The 26,959-nt window shown below is 35.4% G+C and carries 25 protein-coding genes; 9 read left to right on the top strand and 16 right to left on the bottom strand.

Annotated features, from left to right (window positions below; genetic code table 11):
- Nucleotide 1 precedes the first annotated feature (1 nt).
- From J2Y60_RS07465 to J2Y60_RS07445, 5 genes are all read right to left on the bottom strand, one after another.
- Nucleotides 2-1,075, bottom strand: a complete 1,074-nt coding sequence (locus J2Y60_RS07465; protein ID WP_309915596.1) for a DUF932 domain-containing protein — start codon at nucleotides 1,073-1,075, stop codon at nucleotides 2-4.
- Between the two features lie 45 nt (nucleotides 1,076-1,120).
- On the bottom strand, nucleotides 1,121-1,498 hold the full coding sequence (locus J2Y60_RS07460; protein ID WP_309915593.1) for a single-stranded DNA-binding protein: 378 nt from the start codon (nucleotides 1,496-1,498) through the stop codon (nucleotides 1,121-1,123).
- A gap of 667 nt (nucleotides 1,499-2,165) precedes the next feature.
- Nucleotides 2,166-3,041, bottom strand: a complete 876-nt coding sequence (locus tag J2Y60_RS07455) for a DUF4238 domain-containing protein (RefSeq protein ID WP_309915590.1) — start codon at nucleotides 3,039-3,041, stop codon at nucleotides 2,166-2,168.
- Between the two features lie 2 nt (nucleotides 3,042-3,043).
- Nucleotides 3,044-4,432 carry a hypothetical protein gene (locus J2Y60_RS07450; protein ID WP_309915587.1) on the bottom strand — a complete coding sequence of 463 codons (1,389 nt, stop codon included), beginning with the start codon at nucleotides 4,430-4,432 and terminating at the stop codon, nucleotides 3,044-3,046.
- A gap of 155 nt (nucleotides 4,433-4,587) precedes the next feature.
- Nucleotides 4,588-5,853 (bottom strand): site-specific integrase, encoded by a 1,266-nt coding sequence (locus J2Y60_RS07445; protein WP_309915583.1) that lies wholly within the window; start codon nucleotides 5,851-5,853, stop codon nucleotides 4,588-4,590.
- A 238-nt stretch (nucleotides 5,854-6,091) separates the two neighbouring features.
- Between J2Y60_RS07445 and J2Y60_RS07440 the strand changes: the two genes are divergently transcribed.
- The 3 genes from J2Y60_RS07440 to J2Y60_RS07430 all read left to right on the top strand — a co-directional run bounded on the left by J2Y60_RS07440 (nucleotide 6,092) and on the right by J2Y60_RS07430 (nucleotide 7,864).
- Nucleotides 6,092-6,367: an energy transducer TonB gene (locus J2Y60_RS07440; RefSeq protein WP_309915580.1), complete on the top strand. Its 276-nt coding sequence runs from the start codon at nucleotides 6,092-6,094 to the stop codon at nucleotides 6,365-6,367.
- 80 nt (nucleotides 6,368-6,447) lie between these two features.
- A complete protein-coding gene (locus J2Y60_RS07435; protein ID WP_309915577.1) occupies nucleotides 6,448-6,945 on the top strand; it encodes a hypothetical protein in 498 nt (165 codons plus the stop codon).
- Nucleotides 6,946-7,195: 250 nt separating this feature from the next.
- Nucleotides 7,196-7,864 (top strand): YiiX family permuted papain-like enzyme, encoded by a 669-nt coding sequence (locus J2Y60_RS07430; RefSeq protein WP_309915574.1) that lies wholly within the window; start codon nucleotides 7,196-7,198, stop codon nucleotides 7,862-7,864.
- A gap of 112 nt (nucleotides 7,865-7,976) precedes the next feature.
- Here the strand turns inward: J2Y60_RS07430 and J2Y60_RS07425 are convergent, their stop codons facing one another.
- Together J2Y60_RS07425 and J2Y60_RS07420 are read right to left on the bottom strand one after the other, a co-directional pair.
- Nucleotides 7,977-8,906: a sugar phosphate isomerase/epimerase gene (locus tag J2Y60_RS07425; RefSeq protein ID WP_309915571.1), complete on the bottom strand. Its 930-nt coding sequence runs from the start codon at nucleotides 8,904-8,906 to the stop codon at nucleotides 7,977-7,979.
- Nucleotides 8,907-9,043: 137 nt separating this feature from the next.
- Nucleotides 9,044-9,838, bottom strand: coding sequence for a prolyl oligopeptidase family serine peptidase (locus J2Y60_RS07420; RefSeq protein ID WP_309915569.1), 795 nt, complete (start codon nucleotides 9,836-9,838; stop codon nucleotides 9,044-9,046).
- A 134-nt stretch (nucleotides 9,839-9,972) separates the two neighbouring features.
- On the opposite strand from J2Y60_RS07420, the gene J2Y60_RS07415 reads away from it, so the two are divergent.
- A complete protein-coding gene (locus J2Y60_RS07415; protein WP_309915566.1) occupies nucleotides 9,973-10,695 on the top strand; it encodes an NrtR DNA-binding winged helix domain-containing protein in 723 nt (240 codons plus the stop codon).
- 138 nt (nucleotides 10,696-10,833) lie between these two features.
- Here J2Y60_RS07415 and J2Y60_RS07410 read toward each other — a convergent pair whose 3' ends face one another.
- Both J2Y60_RS07410 and J2Y60_RS07405 read right to left on the bottom strand, forming a co-directional pair.
- The gene (locus J2Y60_RS07410; protein WP_309915563.1) at nucleotides 10,834-11,403 is read right to left on the bottom strand and encodes a YceI family protein; all 570 of its coding nucleotides are present in this window, start codon (nucleotides 11,401-11,403) and stop codon (nucleotides 10,834-10,836) included.
- A gap of 52 nt (nucleotides 11,404-11,455) precedes the next feature.
- A complete protein-coding gene (locus tag J2Y60_RS07405) occupies nucleotides 11,456-13,990 on the bottom strand; it encodes a TonB-dependent receptor domain-containing protein (protein ID WP_309915560.1) in 2,535 nt (844 codons plus the stop codon).
- Between the two features lie 314 nt (nucleotides 13,991-14,304).
- Between J2Y60_RS07405 and J2Y60_RS07400 the strand changes: the two genes are divergently transcribed.
- A complete protein-coding gene (locus J2Y60_RS07400) occupies nucleotides 14,305-15,336 on the top strand; it encodes a sensor histidine kinase (protein ID WP_309915558.1) in 1,032 nt (343 codons plus the stop codon).
- Between the two features lie 175 nt (nucleotides 15,337-15,511).
- Nucleotides 15,512-16,249 carry a LytTR family DNA-binding domain-containing protein gene (locus tag J2Y60_RS07395; protein WP_309915556.1) on the top strand — a complete coding sequence of 246 codons (738 nt, stop codon included), beginning with the start codon at nucleotides 15,512-15,514 and terminating at the stop codon, nucleotides 16,247-16,249.
- Nucleotides 16,250-16,357: 108 nt separating this feature from the next.
- Here J2Y60_RS07395 and J2Y60_RS07390 read toward each other — a convergent pair whose 3' ends face one another.
- Nucleotides 16,358-17,749 carry a GH1 family beta-glucosidase gene (locus J2Y60_RS07390; RefSeq protein ID WP_309915553.1) on the bottom strand — a complete coding sequence of 464 codons (1,392 nt, stop codon included), beginning with the start codon at nucleotides 17,747-17,749 and terminating at the stop codon, nucleotides 16,358-16,360.
- 343 nt (nucleotides 17,750-18,092) lie between these two features.
- Between J2Y60_RS07390 and J2Y60_RS07385 the strand changes: the two genes are divergently transcribed.
- Complete coding sequence (locus tag J2Y60_RS07385; protein WP_309915550.1) at nucleotides 18,093-18,491, top strand: DUF3244 domain-containing protein; 399 nt, start codon at nucleotides 18,093-18,095, stop codon at nucleotides 18,489-18,491.
- Nucleotides 18,492-18,572: 81 nt separating this feature from the next.
- Here the strand turns inward: J2Y60_RS07385 and J2Y60_RS07380 are convergent, their stop codons facing one another.
- The 6 genes from J2Y60_RS07380 to J2Y60_RS07355 all read right to left on the bottom strand — a co-directional run bounded on the left by J2Y60_RS07380 (nucleotide 18,573) and on the right by J2Y60_RS07355 (nucleotide 26,027).
- Nucleotides 18,573-19,148 (bottom strand): HD domain-containing protein, encoded by a 576-nt coding sequence (locus J2Y60_RS07380; protein ID WP_309915548.1) that lies wholly within the window; start codon nucleotides 19,146-19,148, stop codon nucleotides 18,573-18,575.
- Between the two features lie 17 nt (nucleotides 19,149-19,165).
- Nucleotides 19,166-20,644: a SusD/RagB family nutrient-binding outer membrane lipoprotein gene (locus J2Y60_RS07375; RefSeq protein WP_309915545.1), complete on the bottom strand. Its 1,479-nt coding sequence runs from the start codon at nucleotides 20,642-20,644 to the stop codon at nucleotides 19,166-19,168.
- A gap of 33 nt (nucleotides 20,645-20,677) precedes the next feature.
- Entirely contained in the window at nucleotides 20,678-21,226 is a 549-nt protein-coding gene (locus J2Y60_RS07370; RefSeq protein WP_309915541.1) for a hypothetical protein, read from the bottom strand.
- Between the two features lie 65 nt (nucleotides 21,227-21,291).
- Entirely contained in the window at nucleotides 21,292-24,585 is a 3,294-nt protein-coding gene (locus tag J2Y60_RS07365; RefSeq protein ID WP_309915538.1) for a SusC/RagA family TonB-linked outer membrane protein, read from the bottom strand.
- A gap of 299 nt (nucleotides 24,586-24,884) precedes the next feature.
- Nucleotides 24,885-25,523, bottom strand: coding sequence for a carboxymuconolactone decarboxylase family protein (locus tag J2Y60_RS07360; RefSeq protein WP_309994578.1), 639 nt, complete (start codon nucleotides 25,521-25,523; stop codon nucleotides 24,885-24,887).
- A 6-nt stretch (nucleotides 25,524-25,529) separates the two neighbouring features.
- The gene (locus tag J2Y60_RS07355) at nucleotides 25,530-26,027 is read right to left on the bottom strand and encodes a hypothetical protein (RefSeq protein ID WP_309915532.1); all 498 of its coding nucleotides are present in this window, start codon (nucleotides 26,025-26,027) and stop codon (nucleotides 25,530-25,532) included.
- A gap of 247 nt (nucleotides 26,028-26,274) precedes the next feature.
- Here J2Y60_RS07355 and J2Y60_RS07350 point away from each other — a divergent pair, with 247 nt between their 5' ends.
- Complete coding sequence (locus J2Y60_RS07350; RefSeq protein ID WP_309915528.1) at nucleotides 26,275-26,754, top strand: DUF6934 family protein; 480 nt, start codon at nucleotides 26,275-26,277, stop codon at nucleotides 26,752-26,754.
- A 4-nt stretch (nucleotides 26,755-26,758) separates the two neighbouring features.
- The gene (locus J2Y60_RS07345) at nucleotides 26,759-26,923 is read left to right on the top strand and encodes a hypothetical protein (RefSeq protein WP_309915525.1); all 165 of its coding nucleotides are present in this window, start codon (nucleotides 26,759-26,761) and stop codon (nucleotides 26,921-26,923) included.
- Nucleotides 26,924-26,959: the final 36 nt, after the last annotated feature.

The following is a 26,959-nucleotide window of genomic DNA, read 5'->3' as shown; positions in this document are numbered from 1 at the left end:
TTTAATTTAGGTTTAAGATTTCCGCACCGTCCGAAGCAAATGCAGTACACAATTCAAATGCTTTCTGTGATTTGAGTTGGGCAGTACCACCCAATACAATACTTTGCAGTTTGGCTTCATCGTTCTTGTAATTTCTTACGTTCTGATAGTAGCCTGTAACAGCGTTGTATGCCCCGAACAGAGTACCTTTGGTAGTGGCCATTTGCTGAGTGTCGCTTATCATTGCATAGCTAAACGCATCATCAACGGTATTTTTGAACACGGTGGAAATTTCATCCTCCGCACCTTTTGCAATGAGGTCAAGCGTTTCCTTGTTTGGGCAAAGTGCCAACTGGATTAGCTTTCTTACTTCACGGTCTGTTACTTTTACCTTTGTCCACTCGTTAAAAATGCCTTCTAATTGGTTGCTCAACGTGTTAGCCAATCCCATAATCTTGTGGGCGTTCTCGATACGCTGTTTCGCTCCCGAAGTGTGTTTGATACGAACTACATTGGTCATATTACGTAGTGAGGCATTCAGCGTATTTTGGCATACAATCCTGATAGGAGTAAATGCGGCTGTGATACTTCCGCTACCATCGTGCGAAGTCGTTAAGAAGATATATTTTTCCGTTACATCATCGCCATTACCTACACGGATATAGTCGGGCAGTTTTGCTGTGATAAAAATGCGTTCCCCGTTGCCTAACGCTCCTGCTGTTTCGTACAGAATACCCTCGCCACCCCCTACAATAGCATCAAAGAAATTAAAGGCTTCACGGTTTTGTACAATATGATAATCCTTGCCTACAACACCCAATACTGCATTGTTATCGGTGCGTGTGTTGGCGAAGTAGTTAGGTACTTCCAACTCGTTACTGCCAATCTCAATGCCGTTGGCAGTTTCGATAATACCCGAACCTTTGGTAAACAGTGGGGATTTTACGACTTCGTAATCTAACCCTGCATGTTTAATAGCTTCCTCGCTTGTTGGGTACTGCTCCACGATTTGCCCCAAACCGTGCCATGCTTTTTGTTGTACGCTAAAAAATGAATAACGTCCTGTTCTCTCGTTGAAATTGATATTATGTGCCATGATATATGATGTTAAAAAGTTTGAAAATTGTTTGAATACTCGTTTTTAAAATGGGAGGTCGTCCTCTTCCTTGCTGTTGTTTGTTCCTGTGGTAGCTTGTACTGTTTCTGATTTCTTACCACCTCCGTGCAGTTTGATTTGTGAGGTATGGAAATTCAGCCCTGCATGTGCTTCCCCATCATTACCTGTCCACGCCCTTGCGCTTACCCTGCCTGTTAGTTCCACCAATGTGCCTTTTGTTAGTAGCTTGGCGACTTTAGCCGTTATCCAATAGGAGCAATCGAAATAGGTTGTCTGCTCTATGCGTTCGCCCTGCTTGTTTCGGTAGCTGTCGTTGGTCGCTACTGAAAAGTTTACTACTTGTTTGTCGTGTGACGTTGTGCGTACTTCCGCATCCCTTGTAAGTCTTCCTGTGATGTTCATGATTTCTACTTTTTTGCGTTATTGATTTTGTTCTGATTTATTTTTTTTTGATTTATTCGGCAATGAGAGGAGGTGCTGAAGTTCCGTTTCACTCTTTTACCGTTTTCAATGCTGTTGTTTTTCATTTCTGACATTTTTTTTATTCGTCTAAAGAGCCGGAGTATGCTTTGTTTCGTTTCACGAGCATGAAAGGTTAGTGTTTAGCAGCGCCAAGGTTTTGGAAAAAAATACTACCCCTGGGTGGAGATTTTTTTTCAAACTTGCATGACCTTGGGGCTGCGTTAAGAACACGATCATACCTTTGCTCTTGAAATGGAACAAAACAGCATACTGGCTCTTCAATAAAAAGCTAAACGGGAAGCAATGAAAATGGCATTAAGAAAATGGTCTGTGTGATTACAAAACCTGCATCCATGCAGCAGAATTTCTAAGGAAGATGATATCCATCTTTAAAGTATTGTGGCTTAAAAGCCCACATAATAGAATGCATTAATAATGTTGCTGTTGGATTATGTAGGATTTTTTTTGTGCTTTATCAAATTAGCTTGTCAAAGTCCTTTTTGAAGTATTGAATGCCTATTGGAGAACTAAAAATGCTTTAAGGAATAAAGTATAGGCATAAAAAAACCGAGGCTTATTGACCTCGGCTCAGTTTTATAAAATGGGTTTATACAAACTTAAAAATATGATCGTGTATTAGATTTGTTTGTCCGGCATCTTGTAATGTTTGATACGCCTTAATAATGGAAATAAGGTGTTCCTTGTCTCTACAGACTACGTACTTGTTTGCCTGATGAAACACGGCAAGATCTTTATTGACGTAAAATGCTATGCTGTTGATATTTTTTCGACCTGAATTATTACAAATAAAAGTTTCGCTATTTCCAAGAGGCAAAATGAAATTCCCAAAATCTTCTATATCGGAACTTTTGCTTTCGATAAGCGGGGAGTCGCCGAGGATAGATGTAATCCTCTCATTTGTGTTAATGTAGCTTTGCTGGTGTAGCTTTAATAATTTGGCGGGTGTTAATTCAGCGCCCTCATAGAACGGCAGGAATGGAAAAATCAGACGTTTGGTACGTCTGAAAATTTCAGAATTGAGCAGATGTTCGATAGCTTCCCCATTTTGTGAGCCGTCATCTTTAATGGCCTTTATCGAGATTGGTAATTTATCGTATGTGTAATGGTTATCTTTTTCATCGAACAATTTATCATTAATGGGCAATCGCCATTTTAATGAAGATACCATTACGAGCAAGGATACTAACCCATCCTCACTTATGTTTCCAGACCTAACAATTTCTGCCAGGTCACGGGAAAATTTCTCGTCAAGCTCAGCATACAGTTTTTCTAGGTTGTCGTTCAGTGTGCCATCAAAATCAAGGGTATTCCTGTTCATCTCAAAGAATACAGATTTTGGACTTCTCTTTTCTTTTGAAAAGGTTCCTTTTTCCTTATCGTACAGATAAAGCATATTGTCCTTATCGGCAAATCTTTTGATAAGGAACTGTGGAATGTAATGATGCCGTTTTGAAATACCCATAATTAGTGATTATTCTGTCTAAGATTTTCCAACTCCCTAAGATAGGGACCATAAAGGTTCAGCTCGTTAAGGGCAAGCCTGAATACTATACCATAAATTGGTGGTGGGGTGAACTTTTCAAAGTTATCGCAATCAGGGTCACTGTCCGGGAAAGTGTACTTCGCTTTTTGGTGTGCCGGCCTTGATGCTACCCGGTTTGTCCTGATACTTTCAAAAATTTCATAGGTAGCTAATATCAACATAGTAGCTTCGCCAAAAGTTGTCAGTTTGTCAATGTAATAAAACTGCTTGTCTTTAAGTATAACTGGCGGTGTGAAAAGGTTTATTATCCTTGAAAGTTCAAGAAGGAATTTTTGCTTGTACCTGATTTTATCCTCTCCGTTAGCAAAGAACGGCCTAATAAAATAAAAGAAGTCTTGTTCTTTTAGTTTTTGTGCCATATAAAACTTATCGTAATAGTATTTCAATGCCTGCGAGATATGGACACGCCCTTGCTTGGATGTCAAATCGGCAAAGCTCTTTATATTATTGAGAATATCATTGTACTGTGGTGCTTCCGAAAAATTAGCGAGCAAATATACTTCGTGGTTTTCCTGAAATTGCTCATAATCGCCATCCCTTAGTTTCTCCAGTATATCAATTAGGATCACCGGTGGATTTGATGAGTTCAAGGCAAAGTATGCAATGAGGATTTTCTCAAATGCTGAAGCTCTTTTTATCCCGTAGAAAGAAAGCAGTTCATCAAAGAAACAATATGGATAAAATGGCCTTTGACTAAGCATACTTGGGTCGATCTCCGATAAGTCATTTTCAAACAGATATTCATCAATTGCAGAACTCAGGAACTCATCAATTGCACCAAATGTCAGGTAAAAGCTATGCACGTTAATAAGACCTGTGGCATATATAGTAATTAGATTTCTTGCTCCGGTATGCTTAACCCCATCTACCATCACTTCCATTGGTTTTGCGGTTCTTTGTATGGATTCAATCCCGAATTTCTTATTCGATGTGTTATTCGCCTCTTCTACAACCTTATAGTCAATATCATCCTCGTTGAGTATGGCAGTTACATCGTTCCAATAATCCACCATGTCCTTACAGCTTTGAAAGGTGTTGGTATTTATTGGATAGGCATTGAGTCCTTCTTTCGATGTCAAGATGGTTGATGCCCGAAATCTGTCACAAAAATTCAGGTTGAACTGACGGATTCCAGGCAGTGTAGCAATGTTAGTTAGGTAGTGATAATATTCATGAATGAATATAGATTGGTGCTGTCCAATTTCAAGGTCGGTTATGAACGTGGTGAGGTTTTCAATATCAAAACCATCCAGACAGACGTAGAACCTATCTGGATAGTATTTAATTTTGGTAAGGTCAATTTCTTCCATAATCTAGTTATTTTGTAACGCTGTTTTAGAAGCAGGTTTATTCTGCATTTAGCTATGTGAATTTAAAAATAACTGGTGAACTTGATTAAATGAAGAAGTTGGAAATAAAAAAAGCAGGACTTGATCCTGCTTCATTAAATAGCTCATAACAATTATTAAACGAGAACTTCTTCTTCCATTTCAATAAATGCAGCTTCCATTCCGGCGAACTTATGCGACACCATATCCATATCCTTACTGATTTTCTGACTTGTGATTTTAGCATAGATCTGTGTAGTGGAAATGTTTTTATGTCCCATCATTTTACTGAGGCTTTCAAGTGGTACACCTTCGGTTAAAAACATTGTTCCAAAAGTATGCCTTGCAGTGTGGAATGTTACTTTTTGTTCCGTAATGATTTCTGCTTTCTCCATCAATTTTTTAACGTGGGTATTACAGGTTGCATTGGTCGGAACCGGAAAAATGAAATCATTGCGGGTTGTACCTTGATATTTTTCAATAATACGTCTCGGAATTTCCATTAGCCGAACATTTGAGGCAACATCTGATTTCTTTCTTCGGCTTATAATCCATTGATGGCCGTCAAAGAACGATTGAATATTGCTCCTTTTCATTTTTTTGATGTCCACATAGGAAAGTCCAGTAAAGCAACTAAAAATGAACAAGTCTTTCACAAGCTCATAACGTTGATGGGATGGTTTACATTTCATCAGTTTTTCAACATCTTCTTTAAGTATGTAGCCCCTGTCTGTTTCCTGCATACATATTTCATAATCCTGGAACGGATTATCACGTATTAGACCTTTTTTCATGGCCAATTCCATCAGGCTTAAAACTGGCATAGTGTAAACCCAAACCGTGTTGTGGGTACACTGTTTATCGTATCGCAGGTAAAAATCAAATTCCCGGATAAAGTCCGCTGTTAGTTCACGAAAAGCCATATCCTCCCTATGGAAGCGTGCGCTGATAAAATCGGAAAGATGATTGTAAACGGTTAAATATTTATTGTAGGTGCTCTGGGAGCGTTCTTCCTTACCGACCAGTTTTTTAAATTCTTCGTTTTGATCGTTAAAGACCTTTAATAGTGCATCGTCCATTACCCCAACACCTAAGAACGATAGCTTGACTTTTTGGGCAGTTGCAAAGCCTTCGTGCTTTAGCATATCTTCATATATCTTGTCGATGCGCCCCCGAATATTATCCAGTTTTTTGTTGATGCTTAATGCTGTGGCACTTTTGCCCTCAACTCTGCCATATTTTAAATCCCAATTGGCAGGGTCAATTTCTAACTTTGTCCCCAAAGTTTTAGGTGATCCATCAATGGTAATACGTGCCATAATTGGTGCGTTACCATTCTTCTTCAGTTCGTTCTTTTTCAGATAGAAAAGCAGTTTGAAGGTCGATTTTTTTGTCTGCTCCATAACTCAAGTGTTTAACGTTTAAAATTAAATTACATTGAGTTACAAGGAAATACAGAAAGTGGTGCAAAATGCTGAAATATAGCCCGTTATAGTAATTCGTTGACTTTATAAGCGGTAACGAATTAGTAACCTAACGTTGTCATTTCAAGCCTCAAAACAATCGGACACCGACCTCCAGATCAAGACTGCTGTTTTATAAAGCATTGTATAACAACGATTTTAATCGTTTTGCTTACTTTTGCTTTTTATTCATCTTTTTTTACAAAAAAAATTAAAATATCCTTCTGAACAGAAAACAGTACAAGGAAAAATAACTTATTCTTTTGTTGTAAATAAAGAAGGACTATTGATAGATAAGAAGATTTATAAAAAGAACATAGAAGATTATACCCCTTTAGATAAAGAAGCTTTAAAACTCTTAGAATTAATGCCAAAATGGAAAGTAGGTAAATGTAATGGAAAAGAAGTAGCTGTCCGTGTAATTATAACTACTCATATAGCTCTAAACGAATAAGTTTCTCAATTCTCGTAGTCTTTGACTTCATGGTAGAGGTAAATTACAAATTATGTTATTCTCAAAAAAAATACTTTGAAATGATGAAAGTAGTAATCACTTTTTTTCCAATATTTTTCCTTTACAGTTGTACTTTTTCTTCCAATGAAAAACATAAAGACGACGATAACTTATCGGCACAAAAATTTGACAGCTATAATAAATTTAACAATGATGTAAGTAAACGTTTAAAAGAAATTAAAACTGATTCTGTTCTTAAAGCAAATTTACAAAATAAAGAATCTGTATATATTTTATCAATTCTTCCTGCGCGAGAAGAAGGTTTTTGGATAATTGTTTCACCAAGTAGGCAAGAAATCACTTCAAACTTTAAAAGAATGAATCTTGGGATTCAGAGGAAGGATTATAATAAAATCTCTTTATTAATAGCCAAGCAAACAAAAATAAAAAATATAGATAGTAGTTTTTGTTTTGAATGTTATGCTGACCCAACAGTTTTTATTTTAGAAGATATAAATGCTGGACATTCAAAACGTACTATAAATTTAATTAATGATTGGCAATCTATTTTGTTCTAACAATCAGTGATTGTTAGAACAATTTTTAAGAGTATGTAACTAGTTATTTAGATGGATATTTTTGACTTTAAAGCGATTAAACTTTCATTTATAAAGTATCGCTAATAGTTGAAGACTTGGACAATGAAGATAAACTATAATTGTTAAACAATGGCATATTATGAAATCACTACTTTCATTTATAAAGTATAAAACAGTTATTAAAGAAAATCAGAAATAAATAGTAAGTTACAACTTAAGACTGACAATAATGAAAAAACCATTAATTCTATCTGTACTGTTAGGACTCACTTTACTCATTGGACTTTATGCTAAAAGAAAAATTCACGACCCTAAATTTCAACTTGAGAAAGTAAAAAATCTGACTGACAACGGCGAAATCCAAAATGGCGATATAATTTTTCAAACTTCATTATCCACACAAAGTAAAGCGATTCAGCTAGCCACTAAATCTAAATATTCTCATTGTGGACTTATCTATAAAGAAGGTAATAGCTTTTTTGTATTTGAAGCCGTTCAGCCAGTAAAACGAACACCTCTAGCTCAGTGGATTGCACGCGGAAAGGGTGGACATTATGTAATTAAACGCTTAAAAAATGCTAACCATATTTTGACCGCAGAGGTCTTAAATAAAATGAAACAAGTTGGAAATTCTTTTCAGGGCAAAAATTACGATTTGACCTTTGAATGGAGTGATGATAAAATTTATTGTTCAGAACTAATTTGGAAAGTCTATCAACGTGCAACAGGTATTGAAATAGGCAAACTTGAAACCTTGAAAGACTTTGATTTGGAAAACGAAATAGTTAAGAAAAAAATGAAAGAACGTTATGGAAATAATATTCCAATGAATGAAATTGTAATATCACCAGCAGCAATTTATGAGAGCGAATTATTGACTACTATTAAAAGTAATTAAAAGGGATTGACCCTACATTTGACATAGAGCCAAAAAATATGACTACCCCCAAACATAAAAAAACCACGTAAGATTATCCTAACGTGGTTTATAACTTCCCTGAAAATTTATATTAACTAATTATTTTCTTTAAATTACCAAAGCTTGTACCAAGGTTATTGATAGGCGATGGAGCACCGTCTTGTTCTACAAAAAGGTGTTTTACACCAGCAGTGTCTGCTGCGGCAAAAATGGCTTTGAAATCCACAATTCCTGTACCTACTTCAACAGGCAATAATGTTTCTTTGTTTAAATCTTTTACGTGAAATAATGGGAAACGACCTGGATGCTTAGCAAATAATGCTGGAATGTTTACCCCAGCTTTGGTTGCCCAAGCCAAATCCAATTCAAATTTCAATAAGTCTGCACTGATTTGTGACGTAAATATATCAAATGGTAATTGTCCATCTACTTTTTCAAATTCTGCGGTATGATTATGAAATACAAACGTTAATCCTGCTTTCTTACAAGCCTCTCCTGCCTTTTGAAGAATCTCTAGCGACGATTTTATGTCTTCTGAAGTCTTCACTGGAATACTAGCACATACTAAATACTTTGCACCACCTTCTGCTACTTCATCTACTACCTGCTGTGTATCGTTCATCAACGATTTCATCGGAGGCATCTTGTTCAACATTTCAGCATTAGGGTTTGCAGCAGCTCCTGGCTTAGGTGCTGGCATTCTGAAAGGTGCACCCATAATATGGTGTGCTTGCCATGTCATTCCTAAATCGCTTACTACTTTAGCAAACTCTTTTGGCTTCATACCATAGTAACCGCCCTTCATACTAAAAGCAGACTCTATTTCTTTGTAGCCAATATCCGCAATCTGCTTTAATGTCCCTGTTACATCCTTATCAATTATCGACATCGTGGTAAACAACTGCACACCAAAATTCTTAGGCGTAATTTTATGTCCGAACGCATCGGCCAAATTTGGCAAAAGCATCCCTCCAAGGGCTAAAGCTCCTGTATTTTTCAGAAAGTCTCTTCTATTTTGCATAGTCGTTGTTGTAGGTAATGTAACGGTTTGTTTAAATGCGTTTATTAATTTATTTATAAAAATGATATTGGATAATAAAGAGTATTTACAGAAGCAAAATTGACATCGCCTGCCATAAGGCAGGCCTTAGTCGAAATTTATAGTTGTACTTTTTTTCTTTTATGAGCAAACAACCAAGGTAATAAATCGGGTTCTTGAAATACATTATCCCAACTATTATGCTTTACGTTTGGGTATTCAGTATACTTTACATCAATCTTGAGTTGCTTTAATTTTTCAACTATTTTACGAGAATTATTCACATCTACTACTTGGTCAGCATCTCCATGAAAAACCCAGAAAGAAGTTCTTTTTACTGATTTATCATACTTCTCTACATCACCTCCTCCACATATCGGAATGGCTGCTGCAAATACTTTTGGATAGCGATATACTGTCTCGAAGGTTCCCATTCCACCCATCGAGAGTCCAATGATGTACAACCGAGATTTATCCACACTTTCGTCCTGACAAACCTGTTTTACAATATCCATGAAGCTAAGCATTGGGGTAGTGGACTGGTTATGATAATCAAAACCAAGCGTGATGGGTGAAGTACTTCTGTCAACTTTTACAGAAGCCCAGTAATTATCAGTAGGACATTGGGGCGCAATTACGATACATGGGAAGTTTTCCCTATTTTCATCTTTTAAAAACAATTTGGCGCCGTGTGTCAATTGTTTTTCATTATCATTGCCACGTTCGCCAGCACCATGAAGAAAGAGTATCAAAGGGTACTTTTTACTTTTATTGTAGTCTTTAGGATATAGTATGCGATAGGGCAATTTAAAGCCATCTGAACGAACATATTCTCTCTTCTCATACTTGTCGAGGTCCTGAGCAAAAACACCCGTATAACAAAGTAGTAGGAAAAAGCCTAAAAACTTTTTCATATTTATTTTTTAAGATTAAATAGTATTAAATTTATTGTATCATTGCGGTACAATAATACTTGAACCTTTTTATGTTACCAAATTTTTCTTTACATTTATCTAAAATTCGCTTAAACATCTCAAATATTTGAATTATGAGTACTAAAACTCGTGGATACGACTACCTTCCAGGCATTTCTATTGATTGTGTAATCTTCGGATTTCATGACAATCAATTAAAAATATTATTATTAAATTTCAAGAATACAGATTGGCTAGCAGTACCGGGTGGATTTATCAAAGAAAGCGAGAACTTAGAAGAAGCAGCACAAAGAATTTTAGAAGAACGAACTGGTCTAACCAATATTTATCTAGAACAATTTTATGTTTTTGGCGATAGAGATAGGCGAGATAATGAGATGCTAAAGTCTTTGATGAAAGCTGTTGATGGGGTAGAGCTTAGTCCAGACCATTATTTAATGACTCGCTTTTTATCAATTGGTTATTATGCGCTGATAGATTTCACAAAGGCAAACCCAACACCCGATTATACTTCTGATTCATGCCAATGGTATGACATAGATACGATTCCTACATTGATTTACGACCATTCAGCGATGGTAAAAAAAGCATTAGAAACCCTTCGTTTCTTTTTGGATGAAAAACTAATTGGTTTTAATTTATTACCAGAAGTGTTTACAATGAACGACTTGCAAAATATGTACGAAACCATTTTAGATAAAAAACTCCTACGTACAAATTTCCAACGCAAAATGTTGAGTTTGGGGATTTTAGAGAGATTGGATAAAAAAATGACAGGTGCTGCCAATAAAGCGCCTTATTTGTATCGATTTGTGGGAAAAGAAAGTAATGTTTGACTCAAAACCTTTATAAAGAGAACAGGCTTGCCGTAAAACAGCAAGCCTTTCTTTTTTTCAATCAAAAACACAATTTTACATGTGTTTCAAACTGACTATGTCTAGGAAGAGATAATCATTGATTAAATCTTGATATTTTTATTCTTTGCCGAATTCACCTACGGCTCTGATTTCAATGTCTTCGCTTACTACTGCGCCTGGCATTCCACCTACACCAAAGTCAGTACGTTTGATAGTTCCTGTTAATTTAAACCCAGCAATTGGCTTTTGAGTTCTCATGTTTTTTCCAACACCATTCAATGTTAAATCAAACGTTACTGGTTTTGTAACACCTTTCAAAGTAAGGTCTCCAACCAATTTATATTTTTTAGCATCTACTTTAGAGATAGAAGTACTTTTGAAGCTAATTTTTGGAAATTTCTCAGCATCAAACATATCTGCTTTCTTCAAATGTCCATCTCTCATTTCATTATCAGTATCAACGCTACTTACGTCTGCTGAAAATTCAAAAACTGCATCAGTAAAATCTTCTTTTGATGAAGTAATGGTTGCATCAAAAGTTTTGAAGTTACCGTCAACTTCTGAAAGCATTAAGTGGGTAACAGTAAAGCCTACTTTAGAGTGTGCTTTGTCTACATTCCACTTTTGTGCAAATGATGATGATACTGAAACAACTAGTGTTGTAATTAAGATTGCGATTTTTTTCATTGTTTTAGATTAATTAGATAAGATTAAATGTTTGATTTTACAAATTTCATACTTAATTATTAGATTCTCCACCTTTTACATCATCATTTTTCACAGATTTCGATTTTTTCTGTTCAACGAATTTCATATTTCCAATCTTATAAGAGAATGTCAATTTTATGTTTTGGTTATAAATATTATTAACACTTTTCTGATTAAACTGAGCCGTATTCAGCGTTGATGTCATCGTCATACCACCAAAGAAATTCTCTGCTGCTAACCCAATACTTCCTCTTTTGTTGTTAATGTCCTTTTTAACACCTAACGAATACATTCCCATTCCATTTTGTGAACCTTGTAATTGTACTTGGTTTCCACGGTAACCTCCGAATGCTTGAACGCCCCATCCATTATTTAATTGTAATTGAGATGTAATTCTTCCGCCAATTGTTAAGCCTGTATTGCTAATTGTTGAAAAACCACCTGTTGCATTTGCAACCTGACCATCTAAATAATTGTAATAGATATCAACACCTCCACTCAATGACCATTTCGGTGTGATAAAAGTATTTCCGAAAATGTTCGCTCCAAGCGTTTGTTGTCTACCGATGTTTTGAAACGTTGTCACGATTGCTCCGGCAAGGGTATCAGATGGTGCACTGATTCTTACAATTGAATTATTTGTTTGACGACCAAATAACGATACATTCAAATATGTTCTGTTGATATTTTTACTTAAGCTTAATTCCACATTGTTAGTCACTTCTGGTTTCAAGCTAGGGTTACCAATCGTGATGTTTTGTGCATTAGAAGCATTGAAGTTAGGGTTCAATTGTTGTAAGCCCGGACGTTGGATACGATTGTTATACGCTAATTTCAAGGTTGCAGTTCCTAAGCTCTTAGAGATATTGATACTTGGCACCAAATTTCCATAAGAAGGAATATTGATTGAGTTTACATTCGTTACTGCATCAATCGTTGTATATTCATAACGTGTTCCTACTTTAAAAGTGTACTTATTTTTAGTAGAATAAGTATAAGAAACATATCCCGACGAAATAGTTTGTTTATAGTTCAACAAACCCGATGGGTTTCTAGCATCTGTACTAAAACCTCCTGTACTACCTGCATACAAATACTGATAATCACTATCAACTTGACGAGTAATGCTTTTTAAACCAACCTCAAACATTTGATTTTGTTTGATTGGCGTTTGATAATCCGTCTGAACAGTAATCTCACGGTTAGTATTTCCGTTGATGTTTTTCTGGCGACTTAATAATTCACTTGCACCATTCAAGATGTTAGCGTCAAAATTGTTTGTTAAATTATTCTGACTAAACTGTGTTGAAATAGACCATTCTTGTTGAGGTTTGAATGTTTTGATATAATCAACATTTATATCAACTGAATTTGATAAGTCTTTACTATCCACATCTCTGTAAGAAGTAGAAGTAAGGTTATTGTTCGAGAATAACTTTGTTACATACTCTTGATTACGATCTAAATTTCTAGTACCAAAAGCTATTGAGGAACTTATTGTTTGTGTTTTTGAAATTTCATAATCAAACCCTAAGTTGTATCTTCCAAACAAGCCATTATCTTTTGCATCAGAACTTTGTTGTGTTAGCTGAGTGACACCGTCTTTTACACTTGATTGCTCTAATGTGGTTCCTGCCTTATTATAGAACAATCTACCAAAGCCTCCTAAAGTAACACCTAATTTACCATGACGATAACTACCGTTCAATCCTAAGTTAGAAGCTCGAAGTCCTACTCCTGAATCAAGATTAAGGGTTAATCCTTCAATAGATGATTTTTTTGTAATGATATTAATGATACCTGCAGAGCCTTCAGCATCGTATTTTGCAGATGGTGAAGTAATAACTTCTACTGTTTTGATTAAATCAGCAGGTATCATCTTCAAGGCATCAGCAATGCTACTTGCTACAATGGTTGACGGCTTGTTGTTTATCAATACTTTAATATTAGTCGTTCCTCTTAAAGATACATTACCATCTAAATCTACCGAAAGCATCGGTACTTTTTTCAAGATATCTGACGCATCCCCTCCTTTAGCCAGCATATCTTTTTCAGCATTATAAACCAGACGGTCAACTTTTTCTTCAATCATAGCTTTTTCAGCTGTTACTGTTACGCCATCAAGCATTTGAGAAATAGGCGAAAGTTTGAGGATTCCTAAATCAATGTCTTTGCCTTTCTCAACTTTAATATCATTAATCGTTTTGCTTTCAAAACCGATAAACGAAATCTGCAATTTATAATCGCCCACGGCTACTTTAGTTAATGAAAACTTACCTTTATCATCAGCCATTGTTCCATCAACAGGTTTGTTGGTGGTTTTGCTGATTAAAGAGATATTAGCAAACTCAACCGCACTAGTCGCAGTCGAATCGATGATAAATCCTGAAATCTTTGAATTACCTTTTGGAGTATTGATTTCAAAACTTGGCGTGTTTTGCTGAGTCGAACGGTTTCTTCCGTTGCCATCTCCTCCTCCACCTCCGTTTGGTGGTCCTCCAAATTGTGCTAATGCGATTTCACTCGTTGTGAAAATAATGAGGATGAGGCTTAATAATTTTTTCATCGTTGTAAAATATTTTGATTATTATGAAAAAGCTTTCTTGGTCTTTATTTTAAAATTGATGTACAAAACAAAGACAATAAAATGAGATTGAAATCCGCAATAGACAATCAGGCTGAGAAAATCGACAATTGAGGCTGAGGTACCATAAGGAGGAATTGTCGGGATTTTGAGGCAAACCATCGGATAAAATAGGCGACTTATCAAATAATTGGAGCAATTGAGGTACTTCTAATCAATGTAAAGTATTTATCTAAGTTTTTTTACAGAAATTTGATTTGTACTTATACCAAATTGATTATTTTTCATTCAAATATATGCAAGCTTATATTCAACGAAACAGAATTTTACTCATCCATCTATCTTTCTGGTGGGTATATTTTTCTTTTTTTTACTATCAGGTAAGCTTTGGAAAACCTGGAGAAGAAACAGACCTAACAGAGGCTTTAGTTACTACTATACTACACATAGGTTTTATAGCAACTTTAGCTTATATTAATTACTTTATCTTTTTGCCACGCCTCATTCATAAAAAGAATCTTTTTGCCTACCTGCTAGAATTCCTCCCTGTGTTCGCCATTTTCATCACGATGTATGTGTATGTAAAAAGAGTTCAAATGGCTAATAACGAGCATATTGGGTATTTTTACAGTATAAAGTTTATCGTCCAACACTCTGTAGGAACAATATTCATTGTAATTTTTGTGGGAATGTTAAAGTTTGCAGAAGATTGGCTAGAACTAGAAGCAAAAAGGAAAGAAGTAGAAAATGAAAAACTGATGGCTGAGCTTACTTTTTTGAAAGCCCAAATCAATCCACATTTTTTGTTTAATACCCTGAATAACCTCTATTATTTGGCTTTTACCAATTCGCCCAATACTACTGAGGTAATCGCTAAGCTATCGCAAATGATGCGCTACATGATTTACGATTCAAATCATGCAAAAGTGTTATTAAGCAAAGAAATAGAATATATCGAGAACTATATTAGTCTTGAGAAGCTACGCCTGAACAACCAGATTCCGATAACTTTTGAGATTGAAGGAAATATCAGTCAAACCCAGATTGTACCTTTAATTTTGATTACTTTCTTAGAGAATGCTTTCAAGCATGGCGTGAGCAATAATTCTACGGATGCTTATATCGTCGTAAAATTATCTGTGACAAAGAACGAATTGATTTATATCGTAGAAAACAGTAAATTAAAGTCTTCAAATCACGAAAAGTCTGGTATTGGGCTAAGAAACGTAAAGAGAAGACTAGATTTAAGTTATTCCAACAAATATCAGTTAGTTGTGGAAGATACAGAAAGTGATTATAAAGTAAATTTGACGCTAAATCAGTTGTGATTGATACAGTTGAGAGTTAGTAAGTTGTGAGTTAGTGAGTTATTTCGGAAAAGTAAAATAAAAAAAATCTGAACTCTTCTTTCATAAGAATGGACATTGAAATCACTAACTCACAACACACTAACTCACAATTCACTAAATCACAACTCACTAAATCACTCAATCTCAACTAATCATGCCTCATACTTGTATAATTGTAGAAGATGAACCTTTGGCGCGTAGTTTAATGGAAACTTACGTGAGAAAGGTGCCGTATTTACAATTAGTCCAATCTTTTTCAGACCCTTTAAAAGCACTGGATTTTTTGAGGGAGAATACTGTAGATATTTTGTTCTCGGATATTCAGATGCCTGAAATTACGGGTATTACTTTATTGAAAATTTTACAGAAAAAACCTTTGATTATCCTTACAACGGCTTATTCTGAATTTGCCATCGAAGGCTATGAATTAGATGTATTAGATTACCTGCTTAAGCCCATTACCTTTGAGCGATTTTTGAAGTCGGTTGAGAAGGCTTCCTTGCGATTGAATACGGCTGTACAAACACCCGTTATGAAAGAAAAAGTGGTAAAAGAAGTAATCATCAATCAACAAGAAGCCACACAGGCATTTATTTTTGTGAAAGATGGTACAAAGCTTGTAAAAATTCGATTAGCAGAAATTATGTATATAGAAGGGCTGAAAGACTACGTAACGATTTATACTACCCAACAAAAAGTAGTTGCCTTGCAGACTTTAAAAGCTTTAGAAGCACAATTGCCCGAAACACAATTTGTCAGAATCCACAATTCTTATATCGTAGCCCTAGAATGGATAGAATCTGTCCATCGAGAAAAAGTACAAATTGGTAAAGTCTTTTTGCCAATTAGTGATACTTATAGGAAGGCGTTTAAGGAGTTTATTGAAAGATGATGTGAATTTGAAAATTTGCGGATTTGAAGATTTGAAAATAAAATATTATTTAATTTAGGATTGAATAATACATCATTTTCAAATCTTCAAATTTCCAAATTTCCAAATCTACCCCAAAAACTCCCTAAACCACTTCCCTGATTTTTTTACAGTTCTTTGTTGTGTTTTGAAGTCAATATGTACTAAACCGAATCTGGGTTTATAACCTTCCGTCCATTCAAAATTATCGGTGAGTGTCCAAGCCAAATAACCATTTACTTTTACACCATCTTGTTTGGCTTTCAAGATATGCTGTAAATAGCTTTGGTAGAATGCTACACGGTCGTTATCATCAATATTTCCGTCAGATAATTCATCTTTAAATGCCGCTCCGTTTTCTGTCACAATTATTTGCTTAATGTTTTTGTATTCAGCAAATTGTTTCAAAATATTATACATCCCGTCAGGTGAAATCTCCCACCCCATATCTGTTACACTTTCTACGTTACGAGCTTTAGGTTTTACTTCAAGTGCTTTTAAGTAAGGTATCCAAAAAGCACCTTTTACTACCAATTTAAAATAGTTTTGCACACCAATGAAGTCGAAATCGAATTGCAATTTCTCCATATCACCCGCATGAACATACTTTTTAACCATGTTTTGAAGAAAAGGCAACTCATGTACAGGATAACCCAAGCCCAAAGTAGGTTCAAGAAATAACCTGTTTAACAAAGCATCTATACGTTTAGCGGCTTTTATATCGCTCGCGGTATTAGTATAAGGTTCAATGAACGAACATGAAAAGGTAGTACCAATTACTGCCTCAGGTACATTCTTACGGATAATTCTTCCTCCCTCAGCTTGGCACATCGCTGCATGGTGTACTGCTGGCAAGAAGTTTCGCATACCCAATCGCCCCGGAGCATGATAGCCCGTCATGTAGCCCAAGCCTGTAAAACCTGCTGGCTCATTCAGTACCATCCAATATTTTACCTTTGAAGCAAATTCGCGCGTGACTACCTCACAATAATCCGAAAACCAGTCGATGATATCCCTGTTTGTCCATCCGCCCTTATCTTCCAAAGATTGAGGTAAATCCCAGTGGTACAAAGTAACATAAGGCTCCAAACCATTCTCAAGACAACAGTCTATTACCTGATGATAGAACTCTAAACCAGCCTGATTCACTTTGCCAATACCATGAGGCAAAATACGTGTCCAGGCCATTGAAAAACGGAATGTATTGAAATTGAGAGATTTTGCTAATAAAATATCTTCTTCAAAGCGATGATAGAAATCGCATGCGACTTTTGCATTCTGATGGTCTTTTATTTTATTCTTTTTATGAGAGAACTTATCCCAGATAGATTCTCCTTTACCATCCTTATCCCACGCACCTTCGTTTTGAAAAGAAGCCATCGCTACGCCCCAAGCAAAATCTTTCCCAAAAGCATCTTTTGAAAAAACATTTTCCTGAGATACTACAATGGTTGATGGACTAATATATTGATTATCTTGCATTTACACCTAAAATTTTGGGATGCAAAAGTAAGTATAAAATTCGTTAAAGTTATGTTAAATTTTTAGGTTAAGCTTTTATCACGCTTCATCTAACATATTGGTTCTATCTCTGACAAACGGAATAGTCAAAACCATTCTTTCTTTGTTTATATTTTATCCTCATCCTACCAAAATCACCGTTTATCAATTCCGCCAACCGACCATTCCTTTTTCTATTGAAACTATCACTCCATCTGCTAATTTTGAATCAACAATCTAACAACAAAACAATTTAATTAACTAATTAACAGGTATTTAACCTCTATACAATCATAATTTTAACCGTATCTAAACAAATCAAAAAATGAAAACTTTTGCTCAAATTATCGCTATTGCCACTTTAACTACTTCTTCTATCTTTGCTAACCCTATCGCTGGTGAAACCAACGTAAATGCTAACAAAACTAACAACTTCGCTATCGGTATGTACCAAAGCGTGGGAACTTTAGATATGCACCTCACATTGGACAAAGTGGTGGGAAAAGCAGTTACTGTTACCATCAAAGACAAAGACGGTAAAGTAATACACAATGAAAGAATCGCAAAAAGTGCTCGTTCGTATCATGGTAAATTCGATTTACAAGCATTAAACGACGGTACTTATTCTGTAGAAATTACGGATGGTACTGAAAAAATCACTCGTACAATCAATATTAACTCTGCTAAACCACAAGAGGTAACAAGAACTATTGTAGTGGAATAATATCAAAAACATCTATACCCGTCATTAATAATACAAAAGGCTGTCAGAAATCTGACAGCCTTTTGTGCTATAAATGGGAACCTAATTCAATCGATAACCGATATGTTTCCAAGCCATTTGCTTATATTTCTCTAAAGATGGCCTTTCAAAATCTACTTCTTTCGCTTTATCATCCCAATCTCTCATCCTGATGTATAAATCAAAAAGAGGCATCTTTTCAAATATTTTTGCTTCCTCTTCTGTCATTACACCTCCTTGATACTCCAATGTCTTCTTGCTGGCTTCTGATAATTTATCATAATAGTCAGGATATTTGAAAGTCAGATACCTTTTTGCTTCTACGTGATTTCTCACGAGCAATGCTATTCTATTAGAAAAGCCATTTTTGTAAAGGAAATTTGCTCCCGCTATTTCATGCCTGATATTTCCTAAACCACTCATTTCATTTCTATTAGGAAGAAAATGCCCAATATCATGAAAGAAAGCCGCCAAGACTACTTCTTCGTCATACCCCTCCTCTTCTGCTAACATGGCAGATTGAAAGCTATGCTCAAGGATGGTCAGTGGCTCGCCAACGTATTCGTCAGCACCATTGATTTCATAAAGACCAAAGATAGAATCAAGTCTTTGACGAAGGATAGATTCAGAGATTGTCATTGGTTGATAGGTATTTTTTATTTAATTAGCCACATCGAAGCATTGATATTTTCGCCTTCTATCCCAACACCAAACTGACGAGTTAGGGCGTCTACAAGGTTTTGAGTATTTGTCGATTGTTCAGACTGTGGATATCTAAAACGTAAAGGAATTTTTGTACCATTACCAGTACCAACTCCTACTAAGAATGTTGGCACACCTGTTCTTCTCCAGTTGAAATAAGCTTCATATCCAGAGTTTTGGAAGAATGCAATATATTTCTGACTCAAGATTTGGGTTAAACCCGTAGCATTGTTTCCTGCATATTTTACCGAAGCTTGTGCTAAATAAGCAGTAGCATCAGTAATACCGTAGAACGCCATCGAAGCTTTAACGCCACGCTCGTACCAATCTTGAGCATTGCCATTAACCCAACCTTGATTGATTGCTTCTGCAATGTTGAAACACATTTCTGGGTAAGATACTAAAAATGTATTCTCGCCTGTATAAGAGCTATAATAACGAGCACGACTTTGGAATGAATATTCTCCACGACCAGCCTTAGATGACATATCTGCCAAATCCTCCCCAGAACTTGCTCCAACATAAGCTTCAACATCGGTTGCTTTCAAGCCCTTAGCTATTTGTGCTGCTGCTGGTTCTGCTACTACAAAAAGGCGTGGGTCATTATTGTTTTTCAACAAGTCGATATATGTTTTAGCCATATTCTCACGCGTAGCATTATTACCTAAGTTGTCAGGGTTACGTGGATATTTGTTATTTACACTCCAAACATACTGTAAAGACTCTGACAAATCAGTCATTAATGGGTATTTAGTAGGATTACCAATAACAGCAGCAAAATCTTGTTTTACTTTCAAATCTGCATCGTCAGCTTTTTTGCTTAGGTGAATCAATACTCTTAATCTAAAAGTATTAACAGCTTTTTGCCATTTTCTTAAATCACCCGCATAATAAATATCTCCATCTAAAGATCTATCTCCTGCAACAATCAAAGCCGCTAAGTCTGTATTAGCGTCTTCTAACCACTTCAACACTTGGATGAATACATCTTTCTGCGTATCATATTTTGGTTTATCAACCTCACTTCCTTTTAAAGCATCTTTTACTGGTAAATCACCTACTCTTAAAGTCATATTTGTATAAGAGTAAGCTCTTAAAAATTTACCTAAAGCCGAATATGGGTTCAATGCTTTTGCACCACTTTTTATGGCTTCTTCTTCTAATTTCACTACGTTTTTCAAAGTAGTAAATTGTAAAGAAGCATATTGCCAGTTATACTCATTAGTATCGTAATAAGCATAATTTGAACAGTAAAACTGGTTATTACGCATTGTACCGTTCCAAGCACCTTCATTCATACCATTCAATACACTTCTAAGAATAATAGAAGAAGGTACAGAGGTTGGTAAGTTGGGATTTTTCTCCAACAATTGGTAATCACTACAGCTTGCTAAAAGCGTAAGGATTAGAAATGAGAAAATATATTTTTTCATGAGAATTTCTTATTAAAATTTTTATTTTAAAACTTACTTTAAAAAAGTGACAGGAAAAGTAGCAAAAAACATATTGTATACTGTCGCAGAATTTTCAATACTAATACTTTCTACTTCAATACCTAAAAGCACTTCACTAATTGTTTTGTTATCTATCAGCTCTGAATCGAAATTTTGTTTTACCAACTGATTAATCTTGTCTAGGTATTGGTTATAATCAGTACTACAAACTTCTATTTGACAATAACTCTTCTCTGAACTTTCTGGTCTCCAGCAAATAATACAATGAAAAGGAACTAACATACTAATGCTTATATCAATAAAAAAATCAGCATCCTGTGTTACTCTTATTGTAATATCTAAAGACCTATGTGATAATCCATAATTACTTAAAACCATGAAATACTTTTCTACAAGACTATTCAATAATACCTGAAACTGAGGAAATTGTCTTTTTGACTCAAAATCAAAGGTTCTTCTGATTTGCTGAATAGTTTCGTGTTCTTCAAAGTCATCACTCAAAAAACCAATATCTTTTGGATATTTTTCAAGTATCTGTTTTAAGTAATCAGAAAATTCCATTTTAACTACTTGACAACTCCACTTACTTAATGAGTATCTCATTAAGTAAGTGGAAGATTGTTTACTTAAAATACAATATTGATATTGATACCATAACGCTTCATCGTTGGTGTTTGTAAACCAGATGTAGCATTCAACCCTGTGAATTGGTCTAGGTCAACACCATCATGTTTGCTATCGATAAAGTAGAATAAATTACGACCTACTAACGATACCGAAGCTTGTTTGAAGAACGTTTTTCTTAACATAGACTGTGGTAAAGAATATCCCAATGTTACCTCACGCAATTTCGAGAACGTTTTGCTCATCAAGTTTCCTTCTGCTGTTCCATTATAACGGCTGATATAATCTTGCGCATAAGTTTTGATGGTATTTGGTGCAAATTTCAACTGATTATAGTTGGTGATTAAGCCAGTTTGTCCATCATAAGTTGGAGTACCTTCTGTAATCATTACTCCTTCACCTACATAAGATTTGATACCTTGTGCATCTAAATCACGTGCGATACCAAAAGCACCTTCAACTGTTTCGATGTGACGACCGCCACGGAATGTTTGTTTACGGATATAGTCTTCGATAACACCACCTACACGACCATCAAATTGGAATGATAATGACCAGTTTTTATATTTTACTTTGTTGTTGATACCCCAAACGTAATCTGGATTAGCATATCCCACAAATGCAGCAGCATTATTAACTATCGGACGCCCACCAGCATCATTGATAATTTGTCCATCAGTTGTTCTTTGGAAAGTAGCTACATATACCTTATCAATTCTATCGCCAATATTGATAAATTGTGAACCTGAGTTTCCGCTAACAAAGTAGTTAGATGCCAATTTATCAATTTTAATACCATTCTCGTTATACACTTCTTGCAAAGTCTCTTTGAATGTTGACCAGTTAAACATTACATCCCATGAGAAATTGTTACGTCTTAAAGGTGTTCCTTTTAAAGTAACTTCCCAACCTGTTTTCTTTGTTAAGATACCATTCACGATAGCTGAAGTATAACCTGTAGTTTGTGATAAATCACGGTTAAAAATTCTTGGACCATCGTTTGAAGTAAAGTAAGTAACATCAGCAGAGAATCTGTTTTTCAATAAGCTTACTTCTGCACCTGCTTCTATTTGCTCTGAAGTATTTGGTTTTAAAGATGGATTATTCAATTTATCAGAGAATGAAGCACCCGGAAGGATATTGTAAGACGGACTGATTCCATAACCTACAGAGTTACCGTAAGTTGGACCATCATAAGAAGAATTATATCCTGAACCGTAACCTAAAGGAGAGCTAGCACCTGGTGTTGAACCAATTGTTGACTGGGTTAAACCGTCTTTTACGTTAGCATAACTTGTACGTAATTTTACAAAAGAAACAACTTCTGGAAATTTCACGTAGTCAGAAACTACTGTACTTAAACCTACTGATGGATAAAAGAATTTGTTATTTCCTTTTGGTAAAGTAGAAAGATAATCTAAACGACCAGTTGTAGATAAAGTAACTAATCCTTTATATGAAATATCTGCTGAGTAATAAGCACTTTGTACCTCCATGTCAGACAAATAACTATATGCTTTTACGGGTCTCAAAGAGTTAGCAAAAGTATAAACACCTGGCGTATTCAAATAGTCGGTAGTTACATAACTTGAATTGTATTTGAATGTACGGATGTTCCCTCCTCCCCATACTTTTACATCAAAATCGTTTGCAATTTTCTTATCAAACTTAATTAAAATGTCTGTGTTGTTTTCAAACAATGTACGTTTGTCTTCACGGTAATCGCCTTTTGCTTCTTCACGACCATACACTGTAGCAGAATAAGGGAATTTTTCTGAACGGAAAATGTCATAAGTTGTAATAGAAGTACGACCCGTAATGCTTAGATTATTATTGATTTTATAGTCTAAAGAAGCATATCCGTAAATATCATTTTTGTAATGACTTCTCAACCATTCATAAGCCACAAAGTAAGGGTTGTTATAACGCTGATATTCAGCATAGATTTGCTGGCTACCTTCTTTACCTGCCTGCCAATAATTACGCATATCGTCAACGCTCCAGTCTGCACCTCCCCAAATTACCATGTTATAAATCAATGAGTTTGGCCCATAATTTACATCTGGAATATTTGGTGTAGATTGACGGTTGTAGTTAAGGTTAGCGTCAAATGTTAATTTATTAGAGAATCTGTACTTCGTAGAAATATTGAAGTTAGCAGTATTCAATTGTGTGTTAGGGACAATACCTTTTTGATAATTATGTGATAATGAAAAACGAATATCCATTTTATCATTACTACTTGCTACCGAAATATTGTTGTTTGTTAAAACAGCATCACGTAAAAAACGTGTCAAGTTATTAGCACCACGAGCTGTCCAAGCCGTAGGAATACGTTTTCCTGTAGCTGGATCGATTGGTGAATCGTATTGAGCGATTTTTTTCTGACCAGTTGGGTCAAATTTTGGTCCCCAAATATCATAGTCACCATCGTTTGTTCCTCCCCCTCTACCATCTACGAATGAATATTGCCCGTGGTCACCTGGGCCATATAGGTCTTGTACTCTTGGTATGGTGTTGAAACCACTCTCTATCATGGTCGAAGAATTAAACTCAACCGAGAAACCACGTTTATCTTTAGTACCTTTTTTAGTAGTAATTATAATAGCACCATTTTTTCCTCTGAAACCATAAAGAGCAGCAGCGTTAGCTCCTTTCAATACTGAATATGTTTCGATATCGTCAGCAGAAATATTCCATGTATCTGAGTTGATAGGTACACCATCTACAACATATAAAATATCTGTGTTACCTCTTAACACAACATTCGGGCGACCTAATAACTCAGCCGATGGACCAACCGTCAAACCTGCTACTTTACCAGTTAACGAGTTAATAGAGTTTGGCTCACGTGCTTTCGTTAAATCCGCACCTTGTACAGTTTGGATAGCATTCGTCAAACTTCTTTTTTCTTTAGAAATCCCTAGTGCCGTTACTACTACCTCTTCAATCTGTTTAGTATCTGCTAAAAGGTTTACATTAATGACTGATTTTGCACCAACTGCTACCTCTTGGTTTGAATAACCAACAAATGTAAATTGCAAAGTAGCAGAAGCCGCAGTAGCAATTTTATAAGTACCATCAGCATTAGTCGTTGTTCCTCTACCAGAACCTTTAATTCTTATCGATACTCCTGCAATAGGAGTGTTGTCTGCAGCGTCAGTCACTTTACCCGTAACAGTGCGTTCTTGGGCATTAGTAACGAACGACAAGAAAAGAAACATTACAGCCATGAACATCATGTTCGCAGACAATGTAATATTCCTTTTGAATCCAATTCGTAAAATGTTTTTCATGTGGATGTGAGTAAGGTTTTTAATTCCTCGCAAAAGTAAAACCTTGTTTTAACCACAACTTTAGGATAGCGTTATCAATCCATGAAGAATAAAGAGCAATCAACACTCATTATCGTGAGTATTGTTAGGGGAATATTAGGAGAAGGTAAAAAAGAGCCAAATTGATGGTTAGAGCCTACGCCAGCATCCTTTGGAGACTCATATCATGGAAGCGTTTGGTGAAATGAAGGATAAAATTTTCGTCTTTTAATAGTAAAACCCATGAAAGGCGGAAATTTTATCCTTGTTATAGTATAAGACTAATGCTGACGTTCGTAACCCATTAAAGCTACCTCTTGTCCCATTTCAAGATATTCTTCTTTTTGTTGTGGAGCCCACGTGCCTAAGCCATCTACATAACGATTATACATACAAAATGCTGCTGCTATTAATACAGTATCATGAATTTCACGGTCGGTTGCGTTATGTTCGCGTGCCTTAGCGATGTCTTCAGGCAATACGTTCTTCCCTCCTATTTGAACTTTGGTCGCGATATCTAACAAGGCCCTGAGTTTCGGAGAGATGGGCGTTGAGGCAAAGTTGTCTTTGATGTCGTCTATCAAACTAGCATCGCATCCTAAATGAGCCACGGCTGTTGCCGCGTGTGAAGAATGACAAAAATGACAATCGTTTAAATATGAAACATGCGCCGCTATCAATTCGCATTCTACGCTACTCAAACTTGAGTCGCTGCGTAATAACGCTTCTGCCAAGTTTAATAAAGGTACTGCCGTTACTTTGCTATAATCTAATAATCCTGTCATGCCAGGCAGATTAGGATTGGTAAGTGTTATATGTGCCATTAGTTGATTTTCTTTGATTGATGGAAAGTAAGAATCAGTTGCTGTAAACACAGCAACTATTACCAAGGTATCTAAAGACACAATGGTAAAAATCATTGAACACTAAGACAATTCGGGAGGGGTAAAAAAGGACTGACTATAATCCGAAAGAAGGTGGACTTCGTAAGAAAAAGAGTTGATTGTACCTGCATCCAATGTATATTGGTATTGAGCAAGGTTCATTCCGTTATTCTGAATATAAGTAACCGATAGTGATTTACATAACTCTAACGCTTTTTTGAGCGGTGATTGTTTGTCAGAATGATTACGAGCCAACACGGTATTGATTTCATCTGCTAAGGATGCAAATCGTTCTCTGGCAGATTGATTGGTTTTAATTTTTGTAATCAATGTATCATTTTCATAACGTTGTTCGATAACGTTATAAAATTCCCCTTTGTATTGAATTAAAGCCTCGGTGGGTGATGTATTATGGAAGTCGGAGGTATAAGGTAGTGAAATCGGGACTTTTAATTCTAAAAATTCATCATTTGCCTCATATGGCGTTGCAGAAGCATATTCCTTGTCAAAACACAGCAATACAATGCCTGTGCTGAACATATTGTACAGCAAAAGACAAAGAAAAGATATGCTTATGATTTTTCTCACAACTTAGAGACTTTATTTAGCAATCAAATTTATATAAAAATCTTAATATTTGTTAGCATTTTTCGGTTTACTTTCTCTTATAAACATTAGCACAGAACAAAAATCAGAAACACTCCTATTTTCATGTAAAAAATTATTCTATAATTAATATTTTATTAATTTAGAATCTTATTCTTTTTCAATGAATATCTTAAATAAAATGAAATTTGAAAAGTATCCTACACAAAGCAATGCTAATAAATCTATATTTAGTTTTACAAGTATCGGTCGTAATGTAATCGAAAAACGAGTCCAATTTACTCAAATTAATGATATTGAAAATTATGGATTGCCTAAACATATAACACTTTATAATTTAGCTTTCGGTGATTGGAATGAAGAATCTGGAGATATAGATGATTTTGCTAGAAGTAATAATGGAGATACTGAAATAGTATTAGCAACAGTCGCTAATACTGTCAGAGAGTTTTGGCATTATCATCCAGATTCACTTTTATTCATAACAGGCAGTACTTCAGAAAGAAATAGGCTTTATCAAATTGCTATTTCAAAAAATCTTAATGAACTATTGAAAGAAGCAACTATATATGGATTGACAAACTACTACTGGGAAGAATATTCAATTGGCAATAATTATGATGCTTTTTTGATTATCAATAAAAGAAACTTATTATATTAGTATTATGAAAAAGACAAACATAGAGCATGCTAGCACAAATAGTCGGTATAATCCCAAATTAGATTATTTGGATGCGAAAGATATGTCATCAAAAAAATTAATTAAAGCCAAAGAACTACTTTCAAAAGCAGGTTTGCCTAAACCTATTCTTGAAAAATTTGGCAAATAAACAAGTATTTACTTGAATTACTCACCATTTACTTAG

It is taken from the genome of Arcicella sp. BE140, from assembly GCF_031456255.1.
GTDB lineage: Bacteria > Bacteroidota > Bacteroidia > Cytophagales > Spirosomataceae > Arcicella > Arcicella aquatica.
Note: the sequence above shows the minus strand (reverse complement) of the source record. Positions and strands in the feature narration are given on the sequence as shown.

What these genes read in the sequence shown, in the direction of transcription:
- J2Y60_RS07385 (WP_309915550.1), top strand. Translation starts at nt 18,093, where the DNA reads ATGAAAACTTTTGCTCAAATTATCGCTATTGCCACTTTAACTACTTCT.
- J2Y60_RS07445 (WP_309915583.1), bottom strand. Translation starts at nt 5,853, where the DNA reads ATGGAGCAGACAAAAAAATCGACCTTCAAACTGCTTTTCTATCTGAAA.
- J2Y60_RS07425 (WP_309915571.1), bottom strand. Translation starts at nt 8,906, where the DNA reads ATGCAAAATAGAAGAGACTTTCTGAAAAATACAGGAGCTTTAGCCCTT.
- J2Y60_RS07345 (WP_309915525.1), top strand. Translation starts at nt 26,759, where the DNA reads ATGAAAAAGACAAACATAGAGCATGCTAGCACAAATAGTCGGTATAAT.
- J2Y60_RS07430 (WP_309915574.1), top strand. Translation starts at nt 7,196, where the DNA reads ATGAAAAAACCATTAATTCTATCTGTACTGTTAGGACTCACTTTACTC.
- J2Y60_RS07370 (WP_309915541.1), bottom strand. Translation starts at nt 21,226, where the DNA reads ATGGAATTTTCTGATTACTTAAAACAGATACTTGAAAAATATCCAAAA.
- J2Y60_RS07455 (WP_309915590.1), bottom strand. Translation starts at nt 3,041, where the DNA reads ATGGGTATTTCAAAACGGCATCATTACATTCCACAGTTCCTTATCAAA.
- J2Y60_RS07380 (WP_309915548.1), bottom strand. Translation starts at nt 19,148, where the DNA reads ATGACAATCTCTGAATCTATCCTTCGTCAAAGACTTGATTCTATCTTT.
- J2Y60_RS07420 (WP_309915569.1), bottom strand. Translation starts at nt 9,838, where the DNA reads ATGAAAAAGTTTTTAGGCTTTTTCCTACTACTTTGTTATACGGGTGTT.
- J2Y60_RS07395 (WP_309915556.1), top strand. Translation starts at nt 15,512, where the DNA reads ATGCCTCATACTTGTATAATTGTAGAAGATGAACCTTTGGCGCGTAGT.
- J2Y60_RS07405 (WP_309915560.1), bottom strand. Translation starts at nt 13,990, where the DNA reads ATGAAAAAATTATTAAGCCTCATCCTCATTATTTTCACAACGAGTGAA.
- J2Y60_RS07410 (WP_309915563.1), bottom strand. Translation starts at nt 11,403, where the DNA reads ATGAAAAAAATCGCAATCTTAATTACAACACTAGTTGTTTCAGTATCA.
- J2Y60_RS07350 (WP_309915528.1), top strand. Translation starts at nt 26,275, where the DNA reads ATGAAATTTGAAAAGTATCCTACACAAAGCAATGCTAATAAATCTATA.
- J2Y60_RS07390 (WP_309915553.1), bottom strand. Translation starts at nt 17,749, where the DNA reads ATGCAAGATAATCAATATATTAGTCCATCAACCATTGTAGTATCTCAG.
- J2Y60_RS07365 (WP_309915538.1), bottom strand. Translation starts at nt 24,585, where the DNA reads ATGAAAAACATTTTACGAATTGGATTCAAAAGGAATATTACATTGTCT.
- J2Y60_RS07435 (WP_309915577.1), top strand. Translation starts at nt 6,448, where the DNA reads ATGATGAAAGTAGTAATCACTTTTTTTCCAATATTTTTCCTTTACAGT.
- J2Y60_RS07360 (WP_309994578.1), bottom strand. Translation starts at nt 25,523, where the DNA reads ATGATTTTTACCATTGTGTCTTTAGATACCTTGGTAATAGTTGCTGTG.
- J2Y60_RS07460 (WP_309915593.1), bottom strand. Translation starts at nt 1,498, where the DNA reads ATGAACATCACAGGAAGACTTACAAGGGATGCGGAAGTACGCACAACG.
- J2Y60_RS07355 (WP_309915532.1), bottom strand. Translation starts at nt 26,027, where the DNA reads ATGTTCAGCACAGGCATTGTATTGCTGTGTTTTGACAAGGAATATGCT.
- J2Y60_RS07375 (WP_309915545.1), bottom strand. Translation starts at nt 20,644, where the DNA reads ATGAAAAAATATATTTTCTCATTTCTAATCCTTACGCTTTTAGCAAGC.
- J2Y60_RS07465 (WP_309915596.1), bottom strand. Translation starts at nt 1,075, where the DNA reads ATGGCACATAATATCAATTTCAACGAGAGAACAGGACGTTATTCATTT.
- J2Y60_RS07450 (WP_309915587.1), bottom strand. Translation starts at nt 4,432, where the DNA reads ATGGAAGAAATTGACCTTACCAAAATTAAATACTATCCAGATAGGTTC.
- J2Y60_RS07400 (WP_309915558.1), top strand. Translation starts at nt 14,305, where the DNA reads ATGCAAGCTTATATTCAACGAAACAGAATTTTACTCATCCATCTATCT.
- J2Y60_RS07415 (WP_309915566.1), top strand. Translation starts at nt 9,973, where the DNA reads ATGAGTACTAAAACTCGTGGATACGACTACCTTCCAGGCATTTCTATT.